This window comes from Streptomyces sp. NPDC098101 (genome assembly GCF_044760185.1).
Taxonomy (GTDB): Bacteria; Actinomycetota; Actinomycetes; order Streptomycetales; family Streptomycetaceae; genus Streptomyces.
The window spans coordinates 347,991-369,579 of the sequence record NZ_JBIWAS010000001.1; the positions used below are offsets into that span (position 1 = coordinate 347,991).

General features: G+C 77.1%; 2 protein-coding genes. Both read left to right on the forward strand.

Going from position 1 to position 21,589, the window contains the following annotated elements; genetic code table 11:
• Positions 1-17 precede the first annotated feature (17 nt).
• Entirely contained in the window at positions 18-9,980 is a 9,963-nt protein-coding gene (locus ACIQVI_RS01440; RefSeq protein WP_403589805.1) for an amino acid adenylation domain-containing protein, read from the forward strand.
• Positions 9,977-21,526, forward strand: coding sequence for an amino acid adenylation domain-containing protein (locus ACIQVI_RS01445; RefSeq protein ID WP_403589807.1), 11,550 nt, complete (start codon positions 9,977-9,979; stop codon positions 21,524-21,526). The genes ACIQVI_RS01440 and ACIQVI_RS01445 overlap by 4 nt, the downstream gene beginning before the upstream one ends.
• Positions 21,527-21,589 lie beyond the last annotated feature (63 nt).

Below are 21,589 nucleotides of genomic sequence, written 5' to 3' on the forward strand. Positions count from 1 at the left end.
CGAGCGAAAGCACGCACATGACTGCCTTCCCGCAGGCCGCGCCCGACGGCGCCGCCGCCGACACCGTCTATGCCTTCCCCTGCTCGTACGCCCAGGAGGGCCTGTGGCTGGCCGACCGGCTGAGCCCCGGCACCGCCGCGTACAACGTGCCGGCAGCGCTTCGGCTGCGGGGCCCGCTGTCCCCGGACGCGCTGGCCGGGGCCCTCCAGGACCTGGTGGACCGGCACGAGGCGCTGCGCACCACGTTCGGGGAGGTGGACCACGCGCCGGCGCAGTTCGTCCACGAGCGGCTCGCGGTCGCCCTCGGCGTGGAGGACCTGACGGGGCTCGACGCCCCCGCCCGGGAGCCGCGCGCGCTCCTGCTCGCCCGCGAGGAGGCGGCCCGCGGCTTCGACCTCACGACCGGACCCCTGCTGCGGGCCCGGCTCCTGAAGCTCGCCGACGACCACCACGTCCTGCTCCTGACCCTCCACCACATCGTGGCCGACGGATGGTCGGTGGGCGTGATCCTCCGGGAGCTGGGGGAGTTCTTCCGGGCCCGCTCCACCGGGACCCCCGCCCGGCTCGCCGAACTCCCCCTGCAGTACGCGGACTACGCGGTCTGGCACCGGGGCCGCCTCGACGAGGGCGAGCGCGAGCGGCTCCTCGACCACTGGCGGAGCACCCCGGTCGCCCGCGCCGAACCGCTCGAACTGGCCTGGGACCACCCGCGCCCCGCCGAGCCCAGCGGCGCGGGCCACCGCTCCTCCGCCACCGTTCCCGCCGGACTCGCCGCGTCCCTGCGGGAGCTCGCCCGGCGCCACGGCGTCTCGCTCTTCATGGTGCTGGCCGCCGCGTACGCCACCGTCCTCCACCGGCACTCCGGCCAGGACGACGTCGTCCTCGGCACCCCGGTCGCCAACCGGAGCGCCGTCGACACCGAGGGCCTGATCGGCTACTTCGTCAACGTCCTGCCGCTGGCCGTCGCGCTGGACGGCACGCCGTCCTTCGACGAGCTGATCGGCCGCGTGAAGCGCACCGCCCTCGACGCCTTCGCCCACCAGGACCTGCCGTTCGACACCCTCGTCGAAGAGCTCCGGCCGGACCGCGACCGGCGCCGCTCCCCGCTCTTCCAGGCCATGTTCGCCCTGCAGAACGCCTCGTCGGAGCCCGTGGCCCTGCCCGGCCTCGACACCGAACTCCTCGATGTCGACGGCGGCACCGCCAAGTACGACGTCAGCCTCCTCGTCGAGGAGCGCGCCGCCGGACTCCACGCCGTCCTGGAGACCAACGCGGACGTCCTCGCCGCCCCGAGCGGCGCCCGCCTCCTCCGCCAGTGGCTCCAGGTCCTGGAGGAGGCCGTCGCGGCCCCCGCGACCCCGGCTGCCGACCTGCTCCGGCCCGACGACGCCTCGCTGCTCACCGGCCCCGCCGACGACGGCCCCGCCCGCGACGTCCCCGCGCTCGTCGCCGACCGGGCCCGCACCCACCCCGACCACCCGGCGGTCACCGACCCCGGACGGACCCTCACCTACGCCGAACTGGACGCCGCCGCCGACCGCGCGGCCCGCGCGCTGCGCGCCCGGGGCGTGCGCCCCGGACAGCTCGTCGCCCTCCGCTGCGGGCCGTCGGCCGCGACCGTCGCCGCGATGCTCGGGATCTGGCGGGCCGGCGCCGCCTACGTGCCCGTCGAGCCCTCCCTGCCCCCGCTGCGGGCCGAGCGGATCCTCGCCGCCTGCGGCGCCGGCACGGTCCTCACCACGCGCGAGCGCCTCGCCGCCGGCACGGCCGAGCCCGGCGCCCTCGCGGTCGAGGACCTGCTCGCCGGGGAACTGCCCGGTGAGGACGGGCCCGCGCTGCCGCCGACCGACCCCCGCGGACTGGCGTACGTGCTCTACACCTCGGGCTCCACCGGCACGCCCAAGGGCGTGATGATCCCGCACGACGCCCTCGCCCGCTACGTCCACTGGGCGACGCGGGAGTACGCCGTCGCCGACGGCTCCGGCGCCCCGGTCCACTCGCCCCTCGGCTTCGACCTCACCCTCACCAGCCTGCTCACCCCGCTCGCCGCCGGACGGACCGCCGTGCTGGTCGACGGCGGGGAGGGCGTGGAGCGGCTGACCTCCCTCCTCTCCCGCCGGGACGGCTTCAGCCTCCTCAAGATCACCCCGGCGCACCTGGAGCTCCTGGAGCGGACCCTCGACCCCGGGCGGCTCGCCCGGGCCGCCGGGACGCTCGTGGTCGGCGGCGAGGCACTGGCCCCCGCGCTCGTCGAGCGGATCGCCCGCACGGCCCCCGGCGTCCGGATCGTCAACGAGTACGGACCCACCGAGACCGTCGTCGGATGCTGCGTGCACACCGCGACCGCCGCCGACTCCGCCGCCGTCACCGTCCCCATCGGCACCCCCGTCCCCGGCACCCGCCTCCACGTCCTGGACGGGGCGCTCCGGCCCGTGCCCGACGGCGTGCCCGGCGAACTGTTCATCGCGGGCGGCCAGGTGGGCTGGGGCTACCTCGGCGCGCCCGGCCAGACCGCCGAGCGCTTCCTGCCCGACCCGTACGGCGGCCCCGGCGCGCGCATGTACCGCTCGGGCGACCTGGTCCGCCGACTGCCCGGCGGCGGCCTGGAGTTCCTCGGCCGCCTCGACCACCAGGTCAAGATCCGCGGCTTCCGCATCGAACCTGGCGAGATCGAGGCGGCCCTGCTGGCCCGGCCCGGCGTCGTCGAGGCCGCCGTCCTCGCCCGTACGGACGAGGGGACCGGCCCCCGGCTCGTGGCGTACGTCGTCCCGGGCGCGGACGCCGGACCCGTCGACCCGGCGGCCGTACGGTCCGGCCTCGCCGCCGCCCTGCCCGCCTACATGGTCCCGTCGGCCGTCGTCGTCCTGCCCGCGCTGCCGCTGACCCACAACGGCAAGGTGGACCGGGCCGCGCTGCCCGCGCCCGGCGGCACCGACTACGCCCGGCCCGCCCACGAGGAGCCCCGCGAGGGCACCGAGCGGATCCTGGCCGGCATCTGGTCCGAGGTCCTGGGCATCGAACGGCCCGGCCGCGCCGACGACTTCTTCGACCTCGACGGGCACTCGCTCACCGCGACCGGGGTCGTCTCCCGCGTCCGCGAGCGGCTCGGCGTGGACGTCCCGCTGCGGGCCCTCTTCGAGTCCCCCACCCTCGCGGGCTTCGCGGCGGCGGTGGACCGCCTGCGCGACCTCCGGGCAACGGCACCCGCCCACGCGCCCGCCACGCCCCCGGCGCAGGAGGACCCCGCCGACGCCCCGGAGAACGACGCTCCGGAACACGCCGGCCCCGCGCACACCGGACCCGTCACCGCCGCCGCCTCCACCGACGAGGCCCCCACCGACACCGACACCGACACCGACACCGACACCGACACCGACACCGGCACCGGCACCGACACCGGCACCGACACCGACACCGGCACCGGCACCGGAACCGCCCCCACCGGCGGAGCCCCCCGTCCCGACGTGCTCTCCTTCGCGCAGCAGCGGCTCTGGTTCCTCGACCAGCTCGACCCCGGCAGCCCGCTCTACAACGTGCCCGCCGCGCTCCGGCTGACCGGCCCGCTCGACCGCGCCGCCCTCACCGGCGCGCTGCGCGACCTGACCGACCGCCACGAGGCCCTGCGCACCGCGTTCCCGGCGGACGCCGACGGCACCTGCCGCCCCACGACCCCGCCTTCGGTCGAACTCCCGCTCACCGAGACCGACCTCAGCGGCCTCACTGCCGAGGAGCGCGACCGGGAGACCGACCGGCTCGCCGGACTCGCCGCCCGCACCCGCTTCGACCTGGCGCGGGCCCCGCTGTGGACGGCCCGGCTCCTCACCCTCGCCGAGCGCGAGCACGTCCTCCTGGTGACGGTGCACCACATCGTCTCCGACGGCTGGTCCGTGGGCGTCCTGCTGCGCGACCTCGCCGAGCTGTACCGGTCCCGGCTCGACGGCACCCCCGCCCGCCTCCCCGCGCTGCGCGCCCGGTACGCCGACCACGCCCACCGGCTGCGCGACGCCCTCGACGGCGGGGCCCTCGACGGGCAGCTCGCCCACTGGCGCGAGCGGCTGGCCGGACCGCTGCCCGTGCTCGACCTCCCCTCCGACCGGCCGCGCTCGGCCGGCCCCCGCCGGGGCGCCGAGCTGCTGCGGGACTGGGACGCCGACCTGACCCGTACCGTGGAACGCTTCTCCAAGGAGCACGGCGTCACCCCGTTCGTCACCCTGCTCACCGCCTTCCACGCCTTCCTGCACCGCCACACCGGCCAGACGGACGTGATCGTCGGCTCCCCGGTCGCCGGACGCACCCACCGGGACACCGAGGACCTGGCCGGCTGCTTCGTCAACGTCCTGCCGCTGCGCGCCCGGGTCACCGGCGACCTGTCCTTCGCGGCCCTGCTGCGGCACGTGCGGGAACGGGCCGTCGACGCCTACGACCACCAGGACGTGCCCTTCGAGCGGCTGGTGGAGGAGACGGGCGCGGGACGCGACCAGACCCGCACCCCGCTCTTCCAGGTGATGTTCGGACTCCAGAACACCCCGGGGTCCGCGCTCGCCCTGCCCGGCCTGGACGTCACCGAACTCCCCGTCCACTCCGGCACCGCCCGCTTCGACGTGACCGTGCTGCTCGAACCCCGCGACGGCGCGCTGCGCCTGCGCCTGGAGTACGACGCCGGGCTCTTCGACCCGGCCACGGCCGAGCTGTTCGCCCGGCGGTACGAGGCGCTGCTGCGCGGCGCCCTCGACCGCCCGGCGAGCCCCGTCGGCGACCTGCCCGTCATGGCCGCCGACGAGGAGCGCCGGATGCTCGCCGGGCCCGGCGCCTCCGACGTCCCGTTCCCCCTCGACCGCACCTTCCGCGAGCTGTTCGAGGCCCAGGTCGCGCGCACCCCCGACGCCGTCGCCGCCGTCGACGCGGACGGTGCCGTCACCTACGCGGAGCTCCGCGCGGACGCCGCCCGGTGCGCCGCCGCCCTGCGCGCCGCCGGACTGCGCCCCGGCGAGCGGGTCGCCCTGCTCGCCGAGCGCTCCACCCTCTTCCTCACGGCCGTCATCGGCGTCTTCATGGCGGGCGGCGCCTACGTCCCGCTCGACCCGATGTACCCGACGGCCCGGCTCGCCCGCATCCTCACCGGCAGCGGCGCCGTGCTCACCGCGCACACCCGGGGCACCCGCGCCCTGCTCGACGGGATCGTCGCGGCCGGCGCCCCGGCGGGCCGGACCGTCGCCCTGGAGGAGGTGCTCGCCGCGCCGCCCGCCGAGGCTCCCGCCCCCGCCCCGGTCGCGGACGCGCCCGACGACCTGGCGTACGTGATCTTCACCTCCGGTTCCACCGGGGTCCCCAAGGGGGCCATGGTGGAGCAGGCCGGCATGGTCAACCACCTCTACGCGAAGATCCACGACCTGGGCATGACCGGCGACGACACGCTGGTCCAGAACGCCTCCGTCTGCTTCGACATCTCCGTCTGGCAGTTCCTCGCCCCGCTGCTCCTGGGCGGCCGGGTCGCCATCGTGACCGACGAGCAGGCCCACGACCCCGCCCTCCTGTGGGCGGCCGCCCGCGACCACGGCGCCACCCTCCTGGAGACCGTGCCCTCGATGCTCCGGGCGGCCCTCGCCGACCCCGCGCTGCCCGAGGCCCCCGGCGTGCGCCTCCTGATGCTGACCGGCGAGGCCCTCGACCCCGCCCTGGTCCGCGCCTGGCTCGCCCGCCACCCCGGCGTCCCGGTCGTCAACGCCTACGGCCCCACCGAGTGCTCCGACGACGTCACCCACGCCACCCTCACCACCCCGCCCGGCCCCCTGGAGACCCGCACCCCGATCGGCCTGCCCGTCCCCAACATGCGCCTGTACGTGCGGGACGCCCACGGCCGGCCCGTTCCGGCCGGAGTCCCCGGCGAGCTGTACGTCGGCGGCGTCGGCGTCGGCCGCGGCTACCTCGGCGACCCGGTCCAGACCGCACTGCGGTTCGTGCCCGACCCGTACGGCACCCGGCCCGGCGGCCGGCTCTACCGCACCGGCGACCTGGTGCGGCTGCGCGCCGACGGCGCCCTGGAGTTCCTCGGCCGCGTCGACCACCAGGTCAAGATCCGGGGCCACCGCATGGAGCTCGGCGAGGTCGAGGCGGCGCTCTCCCGTCACCCGGCCGTGCGCGACTGCGCGGCCGCCGCCCTGCCCGGCCCCGACGGCGAACTCCGCCTCGTCGGCTACGTCGTCGGCGACGTGCTGCCGCCCGTCCGCGACCTGCGCCACCACGTCACCGCCCTGCTCGGCGAGCACATGACGCCCGGCCACCTCGTGGTCCTCGACGCCCTGCCGCTCAACCCCAACGGCAAGGTCGACCGGAAGGCCCTGCCCGCCCCCGACTGGGGCTCCGCCGCCGGACCCCGCACCCGGGTCGAGCCCCGCGACGACGTGGAGCGCGCCGTCACCCGCGTCTGGGCCGAGGTCCTCGGCCTGCCCGGCGGCGTCGGCGCCACCGACGACTTCTTCGACCTGGGCGGCCACTCCCTGCTCGCGGTCCGCGCCGTCGCGGCCCTGCGCACCGAGCTCTCCCGCGACATCCCGCTGCGGACCCTCTTCGACGCCCCCGTCGCCGAGGACTTCGCCGCGGCCGTGCGGACCCTCACCGCGCCGTACGCCGACGCCCCCGTCGAGGCCACCGCGCCCGGCGGGCGCGAGGAGCTCTCCTCCGCCCAGCAGCGCATGTGGTTCTTCGAGCAGCACACCCCCGGCACCCCGGTCCTCAACATGTCCGGCGCGTACCGGGTCCGCGGCCCCCTCGACCCCGGCCGCTTCGCGCGGGCCTTCACCGCCACGGCGGCCCGGCACGACACCCTCCGCACGGTGTACGGCTCCGAGGACGGCGTCCCGTACGCCCGCGTCCTCGACGCCGCGCCCGTCGACCTGCCCCTGCACGACCTGCGGGACCTGCCGCCGGCCCGGCGCGAGGAGCGCCTCGCCGCCCTCGGCGCCGCCGAGTCCACCCACGTCTTCGACCTGGCCGGGGGCCCGGTGCTGCGCGCGGCCCTCGCCCGGCTCGACGAGGAGGAGTGGGTGCTGTTCGTGACGGTCCACCACCTCGCCGCCGACGGCGGCTCCGTCGGCGTCCTCCTGGAGGAGACCCTCCGCGCCTACTCCGGCGCCGAACCCGCCGACGACGCCGGCCGGGCCCGGTACGCCGACTGGACGCGCCACCGGAGCGCCCTGCTCGACGGCCCCCGGGGCGACGAACTGCTCGACCACTGGCGGAAGGCGCTGGCGGGGGAGCTGCCCGTGCTCGCCCTCCCCGCCGACCGGCCGCGCGCCGCCCGGCAGACCTTCGAGGGCTCCCTCGTGACCGCGACCGTCCCCGCCGACCGGGCACGACGGCTGCGGGAGCTGTCCCGGAGCCGCGGCGCCACCCTCTTCATGACGCTCCTCGCCGGATTCCAGGCCACCCTCCAGCGGCTCACCGGCGAGCGGGACGTCATCGTCGGCACCCCTGTCGACGGACGCTCCCACCCCGCCGTCCGGCGGACCGTGGGCTGCTTCGTCAACACCCTCCCGATCCGCACCGACGTCGACCCCGCGATCGGCTTCGCGGGCCTCGTCGACCGGGTCCGCACGGCCACCGTGGACGCCTTCGCCCACCAGGACGTGCCGTTCGAGCGGATCGTCGCCGAGGTCTGCCCGGACCGGGACCGGTCCACCACCCCGGTGTTCCAGGTGCTGTTCAACATGCTCGACCCGCACGACCCGCTGGCCGCGCACCCGGCCGAGGGCCTCTCGGTGGAGCCGTACGGCGCCGAACTCCTGCGCTTCGGCGCCAAGTTCGACCTGAGCCTGTACGTCAGGGACCGGGGCGACGACGGCATCGGGCTGACCGCCGTGCACAACGGCCTGCTCTTCGACGACGCGCGGATCGCCGACCTCCTGGAGCGGCTCACGGCCCTCCTGGACGCGGCCGCCGACGCGCCGGAGACCCCGCTCGACCGCCTCGCCCCCCGCCCCACCGCCCTCGACGCCGCCCTTCCCGACCCGGCCCTGCCGCTGCCGGCCCGGTGGGCCGGAGGCCTCCTCGAACGGCTCGCCCTGCGCGCCCGGGAGACCCCCGACGCCCTCGCCGCCGACGACGGCACCACCCGCCGGACGTACCGGGAGCTGGCCGCCCAGGCGGAGGCGGGCGCGGCCCTCCTGACCCGCCACGGAGCGGGCCCCGGCGACGTCGTCGCCGTGCTCGCCCACCGCCGCGCGGACCTGTCCGCGGCCGTGCTCGCCGTCCTGCGCGCCGGCGCCGCCTTCCTGCTCCTGGATCCCGAGCACCCCGCCGAGGTGCTGCGCCACCGGACGGAGACGGCCGGCTGCCGCGTCCTGCTCGTCCCCGGAACCGACGCCGGGACCGGGACCGACACCAGGACCGACACCGGGACCGGCATCGGGACCGGCATCGGCACCGACGCCGACACAGGCGCAGGCGCAGGCACCAGCACCCCCGCCGCCCCCGAGCTGCCCGGCTGCACCGTACTGACCCTGCCGCCGCTGGAGGCCCCGGAGGCCCCGGAGGCCTCGGAGGCCCCGGAGGCCCCGGCGACCCGGGCAGTCCCGGCGGCCCCGGCCGTCGCCGCCGCTCCCCCCGAGGACCCCGACGCCGTCGCGTACCTCGCCTTCACCTCCGGATCGACCGGGGAGCCCCGCGCTGTCGCCGGGACGCAGCGCGCCCTCACCCACTTCCTCGACTGGCACGTGCGCCACCACGGCCTCGGCCCCGAGGACCGCTTCGCCGCCCTCTCCGGGCCCTCCCACGACCCCTTCCTGCGCGACCTGTTCACCCCCCTGTGGTGCGGCGGCGCCCTGCTCCTGACCGCGTCCGGGGACGTCCGGGACCCCGACCGGCTGGCCCGCCGCCTCGCGGAGGGGGAGGTCTCCGCCGTCCACCTCACCCCCTCCCTGGGACGGCTGCTCGGCGCCGCTGACCCCGCCCTGAGCCTCCCAGCCCTGCGCCGCGCGTTCTTCGGCGGCGAGGCGCTCACCGGCGGCGACTGCCGTGAGCTCGCCCTGCGGGCGCCGCGGGTCCGCTGCACCGCCTTCTACGGCGCGACCGAGACCCCGCAGGGCATCGCCGTCCAGGACGCCGATCCCGTGGCGCACGACGGACGGACCGTCCCCCTGGGCCGGGGCGTTCCCGGGGTCCAGCTGCTGGTGCTCACCGCCGACGGCCGCCGGGCCGGCGTCGGCGAACTGGGCCCGATCGCGGTCCGCACCCCGTACCTGGCGCTCGGCTACCCGCACGACCCCGCCCTGACCGCCGCCCGCTTCGTGCCGGGCCCCGGCGGCGACCGCGTCTACCTCACCGGGGACCTCGGCCGGTACCGGCCGGACGGGGCGGTGGAGTACGCGGGCCGCGCCGACCGGCAGCTGAAGGTCCGCGGCCACCGCGTCGACCCCCGGGAGACCGAGGCCCGGCTCGCCGCCCACCCGGGCGTCGCGCACGCCCACGTCGTGGCCGCCCCGCCCGACGGGATCCACGCCCACGTCGTCCCGGCCCCCGGGACCCCGCCCACCGGACGGGAACTCGCCGACTGGTGCCGCGAGGCCCTGCCGGGACACCAGGTCCCGGGAGGCTTCACCCTCCGGGACGCCCTGCCGCTGACCGCCAACGGCAAGGTGGACGAGGCGGCGCTCCGCGCGGACCGCCCGTCCGCCGCGCCCTTCGTGGCCCCCCGCGACGAGGTCGAGGAGACCGTCCACGCGCTCTGGCGCGAGGTGCTGCCCGGCCGGGAGTTCGGCGTCGAGGACGACTTCTTCGCGGTCGGCGGGCACTCGCTCGCCGCCGCGCAGGTCCTGGCCCGGATCCGCCGCGCCTTCGGCGTCGACCTGGACCTCGCCGCCCTGTTCGACGCCACCACTGTCGCGGCCCTGGCCGCCCTCGTCGAGGAGCGGATCCAGGCCGAACTCGACGCCCTGACCGATGACGAGATCGCCGCACTGCTCAGCGAGGACGACGCCCGATGACCGAGATCCAGACCCCCGAGACGGCCCTTGAGACGGCGCCCGAGACGACCGCCGAGACGACCCTTGAGACGGCCGCCGCCGAGGCCCGCCGCAAGCTCCTCGCCCGGCGCCTCGCGGGCGCCTCCGCCCGCCGCACCGCGACGACCGCCCCGGCCACCGCCGCACCGGCCGCCCCCGGGGCGGCCCCGGCCCCGGACGGCGCGCCGGTCCCGCCCACCCCGTCCCAGCTGCGCCTCTGGACCCACCAGCAGGTGCACCCGGAGAGCACCGCCTACACCATCTGCGACGCCGTCCGCCTCACCGGCCCGCTCGACCCCGGGACGCTGCGCGCCGCCGCCGCCGAGGTGGCCCTCCGCCACGAGGCGCTGCGCACCACCTTCCACGCCGAGGACGGCGTCCCCCGCACCCGCGTCCACCGCGCGCTGCCGCCCGAACTGACCGTGCACCCCGCGTCCACCGGCCTCGACCCCCTCGTCGAGCGGGTCCTCGCCCGCCCCTTCGACCTGGCGGCCGGACCGCTGCTCCGGCTCGACCTGCTGGCCGAGGCCGAGCGCAGCCACGTCCTCGTCATCTCGATGCACCACATCGTCGGCGACGGCTGGTCCATGTCCCTGCTCGTGCGGGAGATCACCGCCGCCTACCTCCGCCTGGAGGGCCGCCCCGCCCCCGCCCCGACCCCCCTGCGCACCACCTGGAGCGCGGTCGTACGGGAGCGGGCCGAGCGGCAGGCCGCCGGGGAGTTCGCCGCGCAGCTCGACCACTGGCGGGAGCACCTCGCGGCGGCCGACGCGCCCGCCGCGCCGCGCACCGCCCCCGCCGACGCGGACAGCGCGGGCGGCAGCGTCCCCGTCGCCCTGCCCCCGGCGCTCGCCCGACGCCTCCAGGACGCCTGCCGGGAGCACCGCGTCACCCCGTACATGGCCCTGCTCTCCGCCTTCGCCCTGGTCGTGGCCCGCCGGACCGGCACCGTCCGCCCCGTCATCGGCACGCCGGTCGCCGGCCGGCTCCGGCCGGAGACCGAGGACGTCATCGGCTACTTCGCCAACACCCTCCCGCTCGCCGTGGACACCGCCGCCGCGACCGCCGCCGACCTCTGGCGCCGCTGCCGCACGGCGACCCTGGGCGCCCTCGCCCACCAGGAGGTCTCGCTCGCCGAGATCACCGAGGCCGTCCGGCCGCAGGCCGGGCCCGGACAGGCCCTCTTCCAGGCCCTGTTCGCGCTGCAGAACTACCCGTACGAGCCCGTCGACCTGGACGAGCTGACCGTCACCCCGGTCGCCCTGCCCAAGCGCGAGGCCAAGCTCGACCTGAGCCTCTACCTGTACGAGCGCGACGGCGGCTTCGAGGGCTACCTCGAACACCGCGACGCCCGCTGGAACGCCGACGGCGCCGCCCTGATCGCCGCGGACCTCGTCCGGACCGTCGAGGAGATGACGGCGGACCCGGCCGCCCCGCTCGACGGCATCGCCCTCGTCCCGGCGGCCGAACGCGCACTGCTGCTCACCGGCCGCACCGGACCGGACCGCCCCCGCCCCGCCACCACCCTGCACGGCCTCTTCCAGGCCTCGGCGGCCCGCACCCCCGACGCCGTCGCCCTCGTCGACCACGACGGCACCGAACTGACCTACGCGGAGACGCGCGACCGGGTCCACCGCCTCGCCCGGCTGCTCCGCGCCCGGGGCCTGGCCACCGGTGACCGGGTCGCCCTGCTCATGGAGCGCGGCGCCGGCCTGGTCGTCTCGATGCTCGCCGTCTCCGCCGCGGGCGGCGCCTTCGTCCCCGTCGACCCCGCCTACCCGGCCGAACGCGCCCTCGCCATGGTCCGGGGCTCCGCCGCCGCCCTCGTCCTCGCCGACCCGGACCTGGCCGGCCGGGCCGCCGCGACCGGTGCCCCGACCCTCGTCCCCGAAGAGCTGACCGCCGCACTCGCCGCCCTGTCCCCGGAGGACCCGGAGACCGGCGTCACCCCCGCCGACCTGGCGTACATGATCTACACCTCCGGCTCCACCGGCACCCCCAAGGGCATCGGCGTCACCCACCGGGGCGTCGTCAACCACAACCTCGGCTGCGTCGAGGTCTTCGGGATCACCGCCCGCGACCGCGTGCTGCACTTCTCCTCGCCCAGCTTCGACGCCTCCGTCGAGGAGATCTTCCCGGCCCTCGCCGCCGGGGCCCGCGTGGTGTGCCGCCCCGCCGACGCCATCACCAGCTTCCCCCGCTTCGACCGCTTCACCGCCGACCGGGGCGTCACCGTCCTCGGCCTGCCCACCGCGTACTGGGAGCGCTGGTACGAGCACCTGCGGGACGGCGACGGCGGCCCCGCCCCCTCCGTCCGCCTGGTCACCCTCTCCGGGCAGCGGGTCAACCCCGAGTCGGTGCGCCGCTGGCAGGACGACCCCGCGACCGCCCGCGTCGAACTGGTCAACACCTACGGGCCGACCGAGGCCACCGTCACCACCAGCACCCACGCCGTCGCCGGGACCGCCGGCCGCGCCCCGGCCACCGGGGACGTCCCCATCGGCACCCCCTGGCCCGGCTACCGCCCGTACGTCCTCGACGAGCGGTTGCGGCTGCTCCCCGACGGCGCCGTGGGCGAGCTGTGCGTCGGCGGCGCCGGCGTCAGCCTCGGCTACCTCGGCGCCCCGGCCGCGACCGCCGACCGCTTCGTCCCCGACCCGTACGCCACCGCGCCCGGCGCCCGGATGTACCGCACCGGCGACTACGTCCGCTGGCGCCCCGACGGCACCCTGGAGTTCGTCGGACGCATCGACGGCCAGGTCAAGGTCCGCGGCAACCGCGTCGAGCTCGGCGAGGTGGAGACCTGCCTCGCCGCCCACCCGGCCGTCACCCAGTGCGCCGTCGTCGCCTACCCCGACGGCCGGGGCGACCACCGGCTCGGCGCCCACGTGGTCCTGCGCGGGGACACCGGCGCGGGCGAGCTCGCCGCGCACCTCGCCGCCCGGCTCCCCGCCTACATGGTCCCGGCCGGATTCGCCCGCCACGACGTCCTGCCGCTCACCCCGAACGGCAAGGTCGACCGGCGCGCCCTGCCCGAACCCGCCGCCGTCCGCACCGAGTCCGTCCCGCCGTCCGGACCCGACGAGGAGGCCCTCGCCGCACTGTGGCGGGAGGTCCTGGACTGCGGGCCGGTCAGCCGGGACGACGACTTCTTCGCCCGGGGCGGCACCTCGCTGACCGCCACCGTGCTCGCCTCCCGCGTCGAACGCGACCTGGGCCGCGTCCTGCCCCTCGCGGAGGTCTTCACCCACCCCACCCTCGCGGCGATGGCCGCCCGCCTCCCGCTCGCCGCCCGCTCCTCGGGCGCGCCGATCGCCCCCGCGCCCCCCGGCGACGAGCACCCCGCCTCCCCGGCCCAGCGCCGCATCTTCCTCATCCAGAACTCCTCCGGCACCGGCACCGGCTACAACATGCCCGTGGCGCTGCGCGTCGAGGGCCCCGCCGACCCGGCGGCGCTGCGCGCCGCGCTCCAGCGCCTCGTGGACCGCCACGAGTCCCTCCGTACGACCTTCCGGCTCGACCTCCCGTCCGGCGAGGTGCGCCAGCGGATCCGCCCCTCGGCGGAGGTCGACTTCGCCGAGCACCCGACCGTCCCGGACGCGGCGCTCGACGACGCCCTGACGGCCCTGGTGCGCCCCTTCGACCTGGCGTCCGGCCCGCTGGTCCGCGCCCGCTGGCTGCCCACCGGCCCGGAGACCGGCGTCCTCTTCCTCGACATCCACCACATCGCCGCCGACGGCACGTCCCTGCAGATCCTGGTCGAGGAGTTCCTGGCCCTCCTCGACGGAGCCGCGCTCCCGCCGGTCCGCACCCGCTACCGGGACTTCACCCACTGGCAGCGCGCCCGCGAGACCGAGCGCGCCCCCGCCCTGCGCGCGCACTGGACCCGCCGCACCGACGGCCTGCCGCGGCTGACCCTGCCGCTGGACCGGCCCCGGTCCGACCGGCGCGACCCCGAGGGCTTCACCACCGCCTTCGCGCTCTCCCCGGACGCGACCGCCGCCCTCGCCGACCGGGCCCGCGCCGAGGGCGCCACCCTCAACATGGCGCTCCTCGCGGTCTTCGGCACCGTCCTCGGCCGCTGGGCGGACCAGGACGAGGTCGTCGTCGGCTCGCTCGTCGCCGGCCGCCACCACCCCGACCTCGACCGCACGGTCGGGATGTTCGCCAACTTCCTGCCCGTCCGGGTGGCGACCGCCGCCGGGGACGACTTCCGGACCCTCCTGGCCCGCACCAGGACCACGGTCCTGGCCGACTACGACCACCAGGAGCTGCCGTTCGACGAGATCGTCGAACTCGCCGGAGCCGCCGCCCGGGACGGCCGCAACCCGCTCTTCGACACCATGCTGATCTTCCACGGCGAGCGGGGCGCCGACGGCCCGGACCGCCACGGCGACCTCCTCTTCGCCCCCGTCGAGGTCCGCCACGGCACCGCCAAGCTCGACCTCAAGCTCGACGTCTTCCCCGCGCCCGACGGCGGCCTGCGCGTCAAGGCCGAGGCGAACCGGGCCCTCTTCGACGAGGACACCGTCACCCGCTTCGGCGAGCACTTCACCGCGCTGTGCGCGGCGGCCGCCGACCGCCCCGCCGCGCCCCTGCCGGAGCTCGCCCCGCTCGCCCCCGAGGAGGCCGACGACCTCCGCGCCCGCCGCGAGCGGATCCACGGCCGCCCGCTCGACCTCGCCGTCGTCGCCTCCTACACGGCGGAGCCGCTGCTCGAACCGCTGCGCTGGTGGTGCGGCCGGTTCGGCTTCGACGCCCGCGTGGACTTCGCCGGATACGGCCAGGTCTTCCAGGAGCTCCTCGACCCCGCCGGCGCCTGGAACGCGTCCGACGGGCCCGCCCTGCTGCTCGTGCGCTTCGAGGACTGGCTCACCGACGCGCCCGCCGGGGAGGACCCCGACGCCACGGTCGCCCGGCTCGAACGCACCTACGGCGAACTCGTGGAGGCCGTCCGGGGCTGCCGCGCCTCCGCGCCCCGCCTCGTCGCCCTCCCCCCGGCGAACCCGGTTGCCGGGGACGCCGACCCGGTGGCCGCCGCCGTCGCACGGCTCGCCGCCCGGTGGCGCACGGACCTGGCCGCGCTCCCCGGCCTCACCGCCGTCGACCTGCCGGCCGCCGCCGAGCGCTTCGGCCTGACCCGGTGGGAGGACCCCGCCGCGTACGCGCTGGGCCGCGTCCCGTACACCGAGGAGTTCTTCGCCGTGGCCGCGACCGAGGTCGCGCGCCGCCTCCTCGCCGGACTGCTGCCCTCCTACAAGGTCATCGCGGTCGACGCCGACAACACCCTCTGGCGCGGGGTCGTCGGCGAGGACGGCCCGCTCGGCGTGGAGGTCGACGAGGCCGCGGCCGCCGTCCAGCGCCTGCTGCTGCGCAAGCGCTCCGAGGGCGTGCTGCTCGTCCTGGTCAGCAAGAACGCCGAGGCCGACGCCCGCGCCGTGTTCGACACCCACCCCGGGATGCTGCTCGACTGGGACCACTTCGCCGCCGTACGGGCCGACTGGGCGCCCAAGTCGCGGAACCTGCGCGACATCGCCGAAGAGCTGAGCCTCGGCCCGGACTCCTTCGTCTTCCTGGACGACAGCCCCGCCGAGTGCGCCGAGGTCGCGGCCGCCCTCCCGCAGGTGCTCACCCTGCGCCTCCCGGAGGACCGCGCCGAGCACGCCCTCTTCCTGGAGCACGTCTGGGCGTTCGACAGCGCGGTCGTGACCGAGGACGACCGGCGGCGCGCCGACCGCTACCGGACCGAGCGGGCCCGCCGCGAGCACGAGAGCGCCGCGCCCTCCGTCGAGGCCTTCCTGGAGGGCATGGAGCTGGAGGCCTTCTTCACCCCCGTCGCGGAGGACGAGCGGGAGCGGGCCGCCCAGCTCACCCGCCGCACCAACCAGTTCAACCTGAGCGGACTGCGCCTGACGGCCGACCGGTTCGCCGCGCGGCTCGCGGAGCCCGGGAGGGCCGCCCACGTGGTCCGCGTCCGCGACCGCTTCGGCGACCACGGCCTGACCGGCGTGGTCCTGTCCACCCTGAACGGCACCGTCCTGGAGCTGGACAACGTCCTGCTGAGCTGCCGGGTGCTCGGCCGGACCGTCGAGGAGGCGGTCCTGGCCGGACTCCGGACGGTCTGCGAGGAGACCGGGGCCTCGGTCCTGCGCGCCCGCTTCACGGCCACGGAGCGCAACGAGCCCGCCCGCGCCTTCCTCGACCGGTACGGCTTCACCCGTACGGACTCCGGGGCCGCGGGGGCCGCCGGGGGCACCCTGTGGGAGCTTCCCGTGGCGGACCTGCCGCGCACGCCCCGCTTCGTCGCCCTGCGCCACGAGCGGCCCGCCGACCCGGCCCCGGCGTCCCCGGCGGACGCCGCCCCCGTCGCGTGCGCGCCCCTCGACCACGTCGGGGTCGCCGTCGCCGAACCGGAGGCACCGGCCGCCGCCCTCGCCGCGCTCGGCTTCACGGCGGGCGGGACCGTCCACGACCCGGAGCAGCGCTCGCTGCTGCGGATGCTGACCCACCCCGACCGCCCCTCGGTCGAACTCGTCGCGCCCGTGGACGACACGTCCCCCAGCCGGGGCGTCCTGGAGCGCTTCGGCGAGCGCCCCTACCACCTCTGCTACCGCGTGCCCTCCCTCGACGGGGCCCAGCGGGCCTGGCGGGCGGCGGGCATCGCCTTCGAGGCCGTCGGCGACGCCGCCCCCGCCGTGCTCTTCGGCGGCCGGCGCGTGCGGTTCTTCTCCGTCGCCGGGGTCGGCCTGGTCGAACTCCTGGAGACCGGGGAGCCGGAGGACGTGGCTTCCGGGCCCGAGCGGACCGGGGCCCGGATCGCCCTGCTCGTCGCCGACCCGGACCGGGCCGCCGCGTTCTTCGCCCTGCTGGGCTACCGTCCGGGGGCCCCGCTCGTGCCCGCGGCCGACGACCCGGACGCGGCGGACGCGGACACCCGCACCCTGCGCCGCCCCGGCTCCGCCCCGCTCCTCCTGGTCCACCCGCACCGGGGGAGCGACCTGGCGGCCCGGCTGGACGCGGGGGGCCCGCGCCCCCTCGGCCTGCGGATCGCGGACCTTGCCGACGCCCCGGACGGAGGGGCCGGGACCCGGCCGCCGTACCTGGCCGCCCTGCCCGCGCCGACCCCCGCCACGACCGCGGGCGACGGCGCCGGGCGCCCCGCCCCGCGCTGGCCGGCCGCCCTCGACGCCGCCCTCCCGGCCGACGCCGCCTCCCCGGACGAGGAGGCCTCCCCGGCCGGCACCGGGGCCATGGCGCACCGGGCCCACCTGCTCCCGCTGCGCTACCCGGTCGCCCGGGACCTGCTGGCGGCCGTCGCCCGCTCCTCCGGCACGGCCGCGGCCGGCCACACCCCGTACGAGGCCCCGCGCTCCCCGCTGGAGGCGGTGCTCTGCGAGGCCTTCGGCCGGGTGCTCGGCGTGGACCGGGTCGGCGTCCACGACAGCTTCTTCGCCCTCGGCGGCCACTCGCTGCGCGCCGTCACGCTGCTGGCCGGACTGCGCCGGGACGACGGCGTCTCCGTCGAGCTCCACCAGCTGTTCGACCACCCGACCCCCGCCGCGCTCGCCGGGGCCCTCGGCCGGACGGCGACGAGCGGCCCGCGCGCCCTCGTCCACGGGCCCGAGGGGGCCGTCCAGCCGGCCTCCGCCGCTCAGCGCCGCTTCTTCGTCCTGCACGAACTCGACCCGCTGGGCACCCACTACAACCTCCCGCACGCCCTGGAGGTCTCCGGCGCCCTCGACGTCGCACGGGTCCGCGCGGCCTACCGGGGCCTGCTGGAGCGCCACGAGCTGCTGCGCACCTCGCTGCGCGTCGAGGACGGCGAGCCCGTCCAGGTGGTGTGCCCGCCGGAGGAACTGCGCGCCGACGTCGCCGTGGTGTCCGACGACCGCCCGGCGGACCGGGTCCTCGCGGCCTTCGTCCGGCCCTTCGACCTCGGCGGCGCCCCGCTGATGCGGATGTCCGTGGTCCGGCGCGCGCCCGCGCCGGACGGCGGCCCGGTCCACCTGCTGCTCTTCGACATCCACCACATCGCGGCGGACGGCGTCGGCCTCGCCCTGCTCGTCTCGGAGTTCCTCACCCTGTACGCGGGCGGGGAGCTGCCGCCGGCGCGGCAGTACCGCGACTGGGCCGCCCACGAGCGCACCGGGGAGTACCGCGCCGAACTGGCCGAGCACGAGGAGTACTGGCTGACCCGCTTCGCCCAGCTCCCGCCGCGCCTGGAGCTGCCCGCCGACTTCCCCCGCCCGCCGGTCCAGGCGACCGAGGGCGACGCGGTGCGGTTCACCGTCCCGGCCGGGGTGACGGGGCGCCTGGAGCGGATCGCCCGGGAGGCGGGCACCACGCTCTACGCGACCCTGCTCGCGGCGCTGTACGTCACGCTGTGGCGGCACACCGGGCAGACCGACCTGGTCGTGGGCAGCCCCTTCGCGGGCCGGACCGTCCCCGGCACCGAGGCCATGGCGGGCCCGTTCCTCAACACCCTGCCGATGCGCGGCTCCGTCGACCCCGCCGAGGACTTCGGCACGCTGCTCGACCGGGTCGGCACCGCCACCGCCGAGGCCCTGCGGCACCAGGCCTACCCGTTCGAGCGGCTGGTGGACCGGCTCAGGGTCGAGCGCGACCCGAGCCGCAACCCGCTCTTCGACGTGATGTTCGCCTTCCAGAACATGACGGGCGCCGCCGACGGCACCGCCCTCGACGGCCCGGACGGCACCACCTCGGTCCGGCAGCTCGACACCGACACCGGCCGCAGCCTCTTCGACCTGGAGCTGTTCGCCCACCCCCGCGACGGCCTCCTGGAGTGCCGCCTCGACTTCGCCACCCGGCTCTTCCGCCGGGAGACCGCCGAGGCGCTGTGCGACCGGTTCGGCGCCGTGCTCGACCGGATCGGCCGGGCCCCGGAGCTGCCCCTCGCCCGGATCGACGTGCTCACCGCGGGGGAGCGGGCCGAGCTGACGGCCGGCCTCGGCGCGCGGCACGCGGAGATCCCGGCCGGCCAGACCGTCCTGTCGCGGATCGAGGCGGTGGCCGCCGCCGATCCGGACCGGATCGCGCTGGAGGCGGGCGCCGCGCGGCGCACGTACGGCGAACTCGACGCCCGCGCCGCCGCCGTGGCGGCGACCCTGCGCACCGGTGCCGGGCTCGCGAGGGAACAGCTCGTCGGCATCCTCGCCGCGCGCGGGCCGCTGCTCGCCGAGGCGGTCCTCGGCACCTGGAAGGCCGGCGGCGCCTACATCCCGCTGGACCACCGCCACCCGGCGGCCCGCAGCCTGGGCGTGCTCGCCGACGCCGGCTGCCGGGTGCTCCTGGCCGAACCGCACCTGCTCACCGAGGAGTTGCGCGCCGGGTTCGACGGCACGGTGCTGCCGCTGACCGACGCCCCGCACCCGGCCGGGGAGGCCCCGGGGGACACCACCGCCACCGCCGTCACCCAGGACGACCTCGCCTACGTGCTGTTCACCTCCGGCTCCACCGGCCGTCCCAAGGGCGCCATGGTCGAACAGCGCGGAATGCTCAACCACATGCTGGCCAAGGCCGAGGACCTGGGCCTCGGCCGGGACACGGTCCTGGTCCAGAACGCCTCCCAGTGCTTCGACATCTCCGTGTGGCAGATGTTCGGCGCGCTGGTCCTCGGCGGCCGCACCCTGGTCTGCGACGACGCGACCGCCGCCGACCCCGGCGCGCTCCTCGCCGAGGTCGCCGGACGCCGCGCCACCGTCCTGGAGGTGGTGCCGTCGATGCTGGAGGTGATGCTCGACCTCCTGGAGCGGGAGCCCGCCGAACTGCCCGCGCTGCGCGCCCTCGTCCCGACCGGCGAGGCACTGCCCCACTCGCTGGCGCGCCGCTGGCTGACGGCCTTCCCGGACGTCGTCGTGGTCAACGCGTACGGCCCGACGGAGGCGTCCGACGACATCACCCACCACCTGCTCACCGAACCGCCGGGCGCGGGCTCCGTCCCCATCGGACGCCCGATCCGCAACGCGCGCCTGTACGTCGTCGACCCGACGGTCCCGCTGGACACTCCCGGCGGCGGCGCCCTCGCGCCGCGCGGCGTCCAGGGCGAGATCTGCGTGGCGGGCCCGTGCGTGGGCCGGGGCTACGTCGGCGACGCCGAGCGGACCGCGGCGGCCTTCCACGAGGACCCCTTCGGCCCCTCCGCCGGGGGCCGGCTCTACCGCACCGGGGACATCGGGCGCTGGCTGCCCGACGGCACCCTGGAGTTCCTCGGCCGCAAGGACCACCAGGTCAAGATCCGCGGCCACCGGATCGAACTGGGCGAGATCGAGGAGGCGCTGGCCGCCGACCCCGAGGTGGCGCTGGCCGCCGCGACCGTCCGGGACGACGGCGGCAGCGGGCCGCGGCTGGTGGCGTACGTGGTGCCGGCCGGCGGGCCGGAGGACCTTCCGGCCTGGGCCGGGGCCGTACGCGAACGGCTGGCCGCCCGGCTCCCCTCGTACATGGTGCCCGCCGTGACGGTGCCGCTCGAACGGTTCCCGCTCACCCCGAACGGCAAGATCGACCGCAAGGCGCTCCCCGCGCCGGCGCCCGCCGCCGCCCGCGTCCGGGAGGTCCCGCTCGCCGGGGCCACCGAGGAGCTGGTCGCGGAGCTGTTCGCGGAGGTCCTGGGCACCGGTCCGCTGGACGCGGCCGCCGACTTCTTCGCCCTGGGCGGCCACTCGCTCAAGGTCGTCACCCTGCTCGCCCTCCTGCGGAGCCGCACCGGAGCGCGGCTGCCGCTGGCGGGCGTGTTCCAGGGGCCGACCGTGCGGGAGGTCGCGGCCCTGGTGGACCGGGCGGCCGAGGCCGGCCCCGGCACGCCGGGGCAGCAGGTGATGACCAGGCTCGGCCGTTCCGAGCGGGAGGAGAGGATCTTCCTCTTCCCACCGATCGCCGGCTGGGGCCTGGTCTACCTGCCCCTCGCCGAGCTTCTGCCCGAACAGTCGGTGTACGCCTTCGACTTCGTGGAGGAGGAGCACCGGACCGGCCTCTACGCGGACCTGGTGGAGCGGGCCTCTCCGGCGGGCCCGCTGCGGCTCGGCGGCTACTCGGCGGGCGGCAACGTCGCGTTCGAGGTGGCGCGCGAACTGGAGCGCAGGGGACGGGAGGTGGAGCGCGTCGTCCTCTTCGACAGCGCGCCGCTGACCGGGGAGACCGGCGAGGAGCCGGAGGAGACCGGGGAGGCGCTGGTCGACCGGGTCCGCAGGAACATGCGGGAGGGCCTCGACCGACTCGACCCGGTGCTCGCCGAGGCGCTGTCCGCCCCGGAGATCCAGGAGATGGCCGCCGCCCGGCGCGTGCGGTACACGGAGTACTGGGACTCCCTCGTCCACACCGGGCCGGTCGCCGCGGAACTGCTCCTGGTGACGGCGGACGGCTCGGAGCTCGGCCCCCGCGAGGAGGCCGCCTGGCGCGGGCTGACCACGGGCGCCCTGCGGGTGGTGCGGGGCTCCGGCCGGCACGCCGAGATGATGTCCGGACCGCATATTCAAGCCAATGCGGAGTGGGTGAAGATCATGCCGAAGTGACGACGTTTCCGAGGGTAAAAGATGTCAAAAGCGGACTCCATTCCCTCCTGCGGATCCTCGGTG